The organism is Clostridium sp. AF27-2AA (assembly GCF_003478505.1).
Lineage (GTDB): Bacteria > Bacillota > Clostridia > Lachnospirales > Lachnospiraceae > Brotaphodocola.
On the sequence record NZ_QUFI01000060.1, the window covers coordinates 1 to 8,277 of the forward strand.

An 8,277-nucleotide genomic window follows, 5' to 3' on the forward strand; every position below is an offset into this window, starting at 1 on the left:
CCCCGGCCTGCTTCGAACCTTTCATGAATATTCTTTAAATTTTTATATCTGCCAGACAAAAAACCGCAAGTAATCCCTACCCTCTCACATACCGCTCCTGTGTAATCTTCTCATGGGAATTTCCGGCGAATTCTTCGGTTTCTGTCAGGTTCCAGCCTGACAGATCCAGGGTACTATGCAGATCTGCCGGGTAGACGCGATTCCAGTGAAACAGAATCAGCTCTTCGATCTGCGCTTCGTACTGTGCCGGATCCTGATCTTCCAGAAAGCAAAATTCTCCTGGGGCAATGTCTGAAAAGTCCGGTCCGGTTACTGCAATGCGGTCTGCTTCCTCTTCCGGAAACTGTCTGCGGCTGTAATCATTCATCCACAGCTTCTTTTCCCCTGCCAGTTCCAGCATGCGCTGGCGCAGCACGCGGTCCTGGCTCTGACGGCGTTTGTTGAACATCATTCCGTTGTTATCATCTACGCATACCATTATAATCATATTCCGTCTCCTTTTTGGCTCCTGTCTTTTCATTTCGCAAATTCACCAGATCTGTTCTTTTCGTGGTATCAGCATCTTGTTGCAGTTCAGGAAATTCCTACCATGTACCATAACATGATCTTCCGCTGCTTACAAGTTATTTTCCGTTTTACAGCGGTTTTATTCCGTGTTACACAATAGGCATTACTCTTCCCGGACTGTTTTCCAGCCTTTCCATGTGATGCGGTGCCCGTCTGTTTTCCAGATGATGGCACCGCTTTCTTTCGTCTGAAGGATCTGGCTTCCACACCCTGAAAGGCGCTCTACCGTATCCGGATGCGGATGACCATAACGGTTCTTTTTCCCACAGGAGATCACCGCATAGTCCGGGTTCAGCCAGGCAAGAAACCCTTCGCTGCTGGAATAGCCGGAGCCGTGGTGGGCGACCTTCAAAATCCAGGTACCATCTGCAGCTTTCCGGGTTTTCCTTTTTCCATTCATTCCATCCTTACCCTGGGCCTCCTGTCTTGCCCCAAAATACATCTCATCATACGTCACGGATTCCAGCGCCAGCAGATTTTTCTCTCCCTCTGCACTCATGTCACCAGTCAGCAGCATATGAAATTCTCCGTAATCCAGACGGAATACCAGGGAATGTTCATTGCGGTCCGTGCCGGATGCCAGCGGGCTGTGCCCGGAAGCAGCTTCCGGATAGAGACACTGCATGTGCAGCAAATTCTTCCCGTTTCGGCCAGCCTGCCTGCCCAGACGTTTCCAGATGGACTGCACGCCCAGGCTGCCTGCTGTACTGTCACCGGCATTCCAGCTCACCTCATCTCCCCTCGCGATCCACACGGTCTGACCGCCCTGCTTTTCGCACAATTGCTCCAGCCGCTCATACACCTCTTCTCCTTTTCCGGCTTCCGGCATGGCCAGTGTTCTGACAGCGACCATTCCGGAAGCCATTTCTGCTTTCTGCGCCGCCTGCTCCATCAACCAGCTCAGACCGCTGATATGATCCCAGTCCCCATGGGTGATAATGGCCAGGTCAATCTGACGGATTCCCCTGCTTTGAAAAAATGGTTCCAGCCGGTACTTCCCCAGCTCTTTCTGGTCCGTACTGCCGCCATCTACCAAAATTACCCGGTCCTTTGCGCGAATGCAGATGCCATCCCCCTGGCCCGTATCCAGAATCGTCACCTCCAGGCCGCGGACTGCGGGCGGGCGCAAAAAAAGCAGTGACGCCAGCAGAAAGCAGGCCAGAATCATTTCCCGTTTTCTGTACAGAATTCTGCTGATTTTAAAAGCAGGCGTTCTTTCGTTACTGTACTTTTTAAAAAGAACATAAAACAGCACCCCCAGCGTCATATAATACACCACAATCTGCCACAGCTCCGGCCTGCCGCACAACAGACTGCTGCCCGGCAGTCTCATAAACCACCGGCAGCAAAGCTCGTACCAGGCAAGCACGGCCCGGCCTCCTCCGGTCAGGAATGTACCAGCGCGGATCATAAAAAGACTCGCCAGAATACTGGCTGCTCCACTTCCCACTATAATCCCGGTTAACGGAACCACCAGCAGATTCAGGAAAATTCCATAAAGCGGATAAGAAAAGAAATGCCACAGAACAACGGGGAGAGAAACCAGCTGCATACAGAGAGTCAGGCGCAGGGGCTGCTCCCACGCATGCGCGCTCTCTCCGTCTGCTCCCAAAAGCAGGGGTCTTTCTGACGCATCTTTCTGTTCAGTTCCTGTGACGCTCCACGCTTCCAGTTCTTTCGCCAGTCCGATTCCGCCTATGGCTGCAAACGACAGCTGTACCCCTGCCTGATCCACCAGATAGGGACTGTACCACAAAAGTATCAGCGCCGACAGACCCATGGCCGATAAAAGGTCGTACGTACGGCCCAGATACGCTGCCAGAAAACCGCACAGGGTCATGATCAGTGCCCGGAGTACCGATGGCGATGCCCCGGTGAGAATGCTGTAAACCATGAGTACCAGGCCGCCCGCCACCGCCGCCCTGCCATACCCCGCCCCGGCTTTTCGCAGCAGTCCGTAAGCTGCCATGCTGACCAGGGACAGATGCAGGCCGCTTACCGCCAGCAGATGCGCAATCCCGTTTTTCTGATACAGTTCGCGGATTTCCTCCGGCATACCAGTTTTATCGCCCAGAAGCATGGCCGCAAAAATACTTCCATCCTCTTCTCCCGCAAGGAGTTTCAGGCGGGCCACCGCCCACATACGGAAGCGCAAAATTCCATTCGGCAGCACATAGGATATCCTGCGCAGTTTTGTCCATGCTCCCCATTCCTGCATCTGCCCCACTGCCTTGCCCGGCACTCCAGCTATGCTGCCCGAAAATTTTGGCTCCATCTGCTCTCCGTTTTCTATCTTACGCACCGCCAGCGCAAATACCCGCCATATCAGCTTCTGTCCGCGGTAGTAAGCGGCATAGTCAAACTCTCCGGGATTGGAGGCCGGCTGAAACTGTGTAAATTCGCCCCATACCCGCACCACATCACCAATCCGGTACTCTGCCCGTTCCGTGTACACCTGCAAAAACCGGAGCTTTCCTTCTTCCGTCTGCACGTTCTTTAAAAGCAGCACCGTCCAGCTTTCCTTCTCTGTTATCCCGCAGAGTTCTCCAGTTCCATAGATACTCTCCTCCTTCTCCAGCGCCGCCTTCTGCTCCGCAAGCACAATGTGCTCTTCCCCAAAGCCCCGTGCCATGCCCAATACGACAAAAAGAGGCAGAAGCTTTACTCCCAAGCTCCTGCCCCAGAATAATTGCCTGCGCCGGTCCGCGCACGCCGCGGCCACGCACAGCACAAGCGCCGCCGCAAGAAGCGGCGCCAGTTCTTTCATTGTGCTCTGATGCAGGATCACGACCTCTCCAAGTACGAATCCCCCTGTCAAAAGCAGCAATGGATGTTTGATGTTAATTGCCTCCTGTATAGTCGAGATTTCTCTCAAACAAGGTATTTAAGGAAATGGTTTCCCGGAATGTCACCTCCTGGGAGCCGTTCACCGTGATCTGCACCCGATTTACATTAGAAAGCTCCGACAGGGAATTGACAATGGAATAGATCGGGATGTAATCCCTCACTTCCAGGGAATTATTTAAGAACGCCGCGTCAAAATTCACATAGCAGACGTTCTCGTTGACCGACACGTTTAAGATCTTGATGTCGGAATTTAGCGTTGGCATCAGTCCCGGCTGTTCCGGTCCGCTGATGAGTTCCTCAATGATGACCCGCTCCACTGATGTGTTCACATTATGCATGACACTGCGTTTCTCCGGATACAGCAAGGTTCCGTTCGCGTCAGTAAAATACAGGGTCAGCTCCGTGCGCTCGTAGGCGTTGACATCGGTGATGCTGTCCACGAAATCCGCTGCGGAAATGGGGCCTGCCGGCATGCCGCTCTTATCAAGCAGCGGCTGATCCCCGGAATAAATGCTGATATACTCAATTCCAGGCACCTGGGTCAGGGTCCAGGCCAGCGCCGCCCGGCATAAAATCTCCTGGCACGCGTTCATGCTGGTATAATTGTTGTCAAAAAACAGATACAGTACCGTGTCATCCTTCCTGCAGCCCTGATACACCACCTTGTCAGATAAGACTACCTGGGCCTCCAGATCGGCCGGCACATGAAGCAGATTCTCCATTAATTCTCCGATGAGTGCTTCTGTGTCTGTTGTCTTTGTGCGGTAAGGCTGCGCGATGAGTTTGGTCACTGCCTGGTTCATGTAGTAGATCTGGTACTCAGACTCACCATTCTCCAGCGGTTTTTCCCGCTTCTGACACCCAGCCAGCATAAGTCCGAAAAGCAGGACTACCAGAAGAAGCAGACCTTTTGCGCCAAAGCTCCATACAGAGCTCCCGCGGTTATGCTTTGTTCGTTCCATAGTTCCTCCTGCTAGGCAATGTAGTTTAACGGGATGCGCAGCGTAAAGGTACTGCCCTCGCCCTCTTTGCTGCTTAACTTGATGGCTCCCTTGTGCATCAGCACCACATTCCGGGTGATGGCAAGCCCCAGGCCGCTGCCGCCGGTCTCCCGGGAACGTGCCTTGTCTACGCGGTAGAAGCGCTCAAAAATGCGGTCCTGAACATCCTCCGGGATTCCAATGCCGGAATCCTGTACCTTCAGGTAGAAGAACTTATGATCTGCGTCCAAAGTCACCCGCACCCAGCCCTCTTCCATATTGTACTTGATGGCATTTTCCACCAGGTTCGTGATAGCCAGGGACAGCTTCATCTCATCCACATCGGCAGTCACCTCCCGGATGCTCTCAAAGATCAGCTCCACCTTCCGCCGGTTGGCAATGGGTCGCAGCCGCTTTAAGATCTGCTCCACCAGAACATTTAAATTCACCTGGGTGATGTTCAGCTCCGCCTCGGATTTGTCCATTTTGACCAGGGACAACAGGTCATCGATGATCTTGCTTTCCCGGTCAATCTCATTGGAAATGTCCTCCATAAACTCCCGGTAAAGTTCCACCGGCACCTCACCCATACCCATCAGGGAATCCGCCAGCACGCGGATGGACGTGATCGGCGTCTTTAACTCATGGGACACGTTGGATACAAACTCCTGGCGAGACTGGTCCACCTCCTGCAGCTTGGTGATGGTCTGGGCTACAGAACTGGAAATATCACGGGTTTCCCGGTACGCCTCAGAGCTGATGTCTGTGTTCAGCGCGCCCTGCTCCACATGATGAAGCCGCGCCTGAAACTCCTTAAACGGACGTACCATCATGGCGGCAGCCAGCACGGCAGCCAGAATCAGAACCAGGACCAGAATGACCTGGAATAACACCAGCCGGTCCCCCACCGCATCGGTCAGACGCACCATGGCCTCCGTGGATGCCGTCATGACCAGGACTCCCTCGATGTGTTTGTTCTGGGAAAGGCTGTAAATAGGAACCGCCTGGGCAAAATAGTGCTTGTCGCGATTATAGCGGCTTACCGTTTCTCCCTGAAAAGAGCGAATGACGGTCTCCGCGATGTGCATGCGGTTTTCCGCAATATGGAACGTGTCCTGCACGATCTTAAAATCCTGATTCACCACCACGATACGCCCGTTGTAGACATCCGCAATGGTCTCGATTTCACTGTTTAAGCTGCCTTTATCCTCACCGCTTAAATACCCGGTGCGGGCAATCTTGCTGCTTAAAATCTGGCACTGGTTCTGCACCTCCACCATGCGCTCATCGATCTGGGTCTGCTTCACCGAGCTTAAAATCGTCTGGGTGCACAGAAACATGGGGATGATGCCAAACAGCACCAGACAGAGGGTGATGGGCACCTTTAAGCTGACCACCCGCTTTTTCAGCCATGGAATCTGCAGCTTTTTCATCTTATAAGCCATAGCGTTTCCGTTCTGCCTCAATGTCGATTTTCTTTGACATGGCTATAGCCAGGGAACCTGGTCCGATGTGGCAGGCAATGCTTAAGGAAAGTGGTTCGCCATATACCGTTCTGGCCTTCGGATAATGCTCTCCGATCTCTTTCGCAAATTCAGCCGCCATCTCATCATTCTGGGTATGTGCCACAAACAGCCAGGTATTCTCTGCTTCCGGATCCGCAAACCGCTCTCTTAAGTCCTTCTCTGCCGCTGCCAGCATGGCAGCGCGGGCCTGTTTCATAGTGCGCACCTTGGAAAAAGAATCCAGCTTCTCGCCCTGGATCTGCAGCACCGGCTTGATGCGAAGAAGCGTTCCCAGTGCTGCCGCTGCCGGGGTGATACGGCCGCCCTTCTTTAAAAATTTCAGGGTATCCACCGTAATGTAGATGCTGGATTCCATCTTCACACGCTCCAGGATCTCAAAAATCTGCTCTCCGTGAAAGCCAGCCTCTGCCAGCTCCTTTGCGTCCAGAGCGGACCGGCGCTGGGTCACGGAAATACGCTGGTTGTTCACCACAAATACCTTTCCCTCGTAATCATCTGCCAGCATGCGGGCCGTCTGACAGGAGCCGCTTAAGCCGCTGGACATCGGGATATGCACGATCTGATCGTAGCCTTCCGCAAGCAGTTTGTCCCAGAGATCGGTTACATCCTGCGGAGACGGCTGGGAGGTGCTGATATCCGCGTCCTCTGCCTGGCGTTTGTAGAATTCCTCCTGGGTCAGATTGATATCTTCCTCAAAAGTCTCTCCATTGATCATAAAAGGCATCGGAAGCACGAAGATTCCCAGTTCACCTGCCTGTGCCTGGGTAATGCCGCTGTTGCTGTCCGTAACAATTGCGATTTTCATGTTGTTCTCCTTCCACGGGGTATCTGATCCGGTTCGTACCGGTTTCTTATCAAAATTATTACATTTCATTCTATCTCATTTTGGGTGGAAAGGGAAGTATTATTTTTCATAGAAAAGATCAAGGAAAACCATCGAAAAAGAAAACGTTCTGAACGAAAATACGGGATTGGAAGATAATATCGTTTGTGTTAAAATACCCATAATTCCCCATTTATACAAAGGAGTGTTTTTATGGAAACCATTACCCTGGGTCTTTTTTCCCTCATTCTGGTAGTCTGCCTTCTTTTCAGGCTTCCTACCCTGTATGCCCTCTTTGCCGGGCTCATCCTCTTTTGTGCCTATGCCGCCAAAAAAGGAAATTCTCCAAAAAAGATTGTTTCAATGCTCTGCGCCGGTGTCCTCACAGCGAAAAATATCCTGATCGTGTTTCTCCTGATCGGTATGATGACCGCCCTCTGGCGGGCCTGTGGCACCATTCCCTACATCATCTGCCATGCGGCAAAGCTGCTGCGCCCGGAAGTCATCCTGCTGGTATCCTTCCTTTTAAACTGCGGGATTTCCGTGCTGACCGGAACCTCCTTCGGCACGGCTGCCACCATCGGCGTGATCTGCATGAGCATGGGCGTTTCTGAAGGAGCAAATCCGCTGCTTCTCGGCGGTGCCATTCTCTCCGGCGCATTCTTCGGAGACCGCTGTTCTCCTTTTTCCACCAGCGCGCTTTTAGTCAGTGAGCTGACCAAAACCAGCATCTTCGACAACATCAGAAACATGGTCCGCAGTGCATGGCTGCCATTTCTTCTTACCTGCGCCCTGTACGGCGTACTGGGATTTCAGCTGCACAGCCAGAATGCCCAGGCCGACTTAACCTCCCTGTTCGGACGTGAGGTAGCACTCCATCCGGCGGCGCTTTTACCGGCCATTGTCATTTTCGCGCTTGCGCTGATGCGGGTTCCGGTCAAATACGCCATGCTTGCCAGCATCCTGACCTCTCTTGGTGTCGGATTCGCGGTCCAGCATTTTTCCCTGTCTGAGCTGCCCGGACTGCTTCTTACCGGCTACCATGCCGCAGATCCGCAGGCAGCAGCCTTTTTGGACGGCGGCGGCATCAGCTCCATGGTGAAGGTCGCTGCCATCGTGTGCATTTCCTCATCCTACGCAGGCATCTTCCAGAGTACCGGACTCTTGGACGGACTGAAGGCCGGACTGTTAAAGCTTGGAAAACGGATCACGCCGTTTGGCGCTATTTTGCTGGCTTCGATTTGTACCTCCATGATTGCCTGCAACCAGACTCTGTCCATCATGCTGACGGACCAGCTCGGCAGCGAGCTGGAACCCGATGCCCACCGCATGGCCCTGGATCTGGAGAATTCTGCTGTACTCGTGGCCCCGATGATTCCCTGGTCCATCGCAGGTGCCGTGCCATTGGCAACTGTCGGCGCCCCCATCACCAGTATCTTTGCATCGTTTTTCCTGTATCTGGTACCGGTCTGTTATCTGATTCACTCCATAACAAAAATTTAAGAGCAATACCAATATAGGTCCGAAGCCGGTA

General features: G+C 53.0%; 6 protein-coding genes. 1 reads left to right on the forward strand and 5 read right to left on the reverse strand.

Annotated features, from left to right (window positions below):
* Positions 1-76: 76 nt before the first annotated feature.
* The 5 genes from DWY84_RS16785 to DWY84_RS16805 all read right to left on the reverse strand — a co-directional run bounded on the left by DWY84_RS16785 (position 77) and on the right by DWY84_RS16805 (position 6,725).
* Entirely contained in the window at positions 77-487 is a 411-nt protein-coding gene (locus DWY84_RS16785; protein WP_118534446.1) for a ribonuclease Z, read from the reverse strand.
* Positions 488-670: 183 nt separating this feature from the next.
* Positions 671-3,355: a ComEC/Rec2 family competence protein gene (locus DWY84_RS16790; RefSeq protein WP_147354315.1), complete on the reverse strand. Its 2,685-nt coding sequence runs from the start codon at positions 3,353-3,355 to the stop codon at positions 671-673.
* 52 nt (positions 3,356-3,407) lie between these two features.
* Positions 3,408-4,376, reverse strand: a complete 969-nt coding sequence (locus DWY84_RS16795; RefSeq protein ID WP_118534448.1) for a GerMN domain-containing protein — start codon at positions 4,374-4,376, stop codon at positions 3,408-3,410.
* A gap of 11 nt (positions 4,377-4,387) precedes the next feature.
* Positions 4,388-5,839: an ATP-binding protein gene (locus DWY84_RS16800; protein WP_118534449.1), complete on the reverse strand. Its 1,452-nt coding sequence runs from the start codon at positions 5,837-5,839 to the stop codon at positions 4,388-4,390.
* Positions 5,829-6,725, reverse strand: a complete 897-nt coding sequence (locus tag DWY84_RS16805; RefSeq protein WP_118534450.1) for a DegV family protein — start codon at positions 6,723-6,725, stop codon at positions 5,829-5,831. The genes DWY84_RS16800 and DWY84_RS16805 overlap by 11 nt, the downstream gene beginning before the upstream one ends.
* Positions 6,726-6,956: 231 nt before the next feature.
* On the opposite strand from DWY84_RS16805, the gene DWY84_RS16810 reads away from it, so the two are divergent.
* Positions 6,957-8,246 (forward strand): Na+/H+ antiporter NhaC family protein, encoded by a 1,290-nt coding sequence (locus DWY84_RS16810; protein WP_118534451.1) that lies wholly within the window; start codon positions 6,957-6,959, stop codon positions 8,244-8,246.
* Positions 8,247-8,277: the final 31 nt, after the last annotated feature.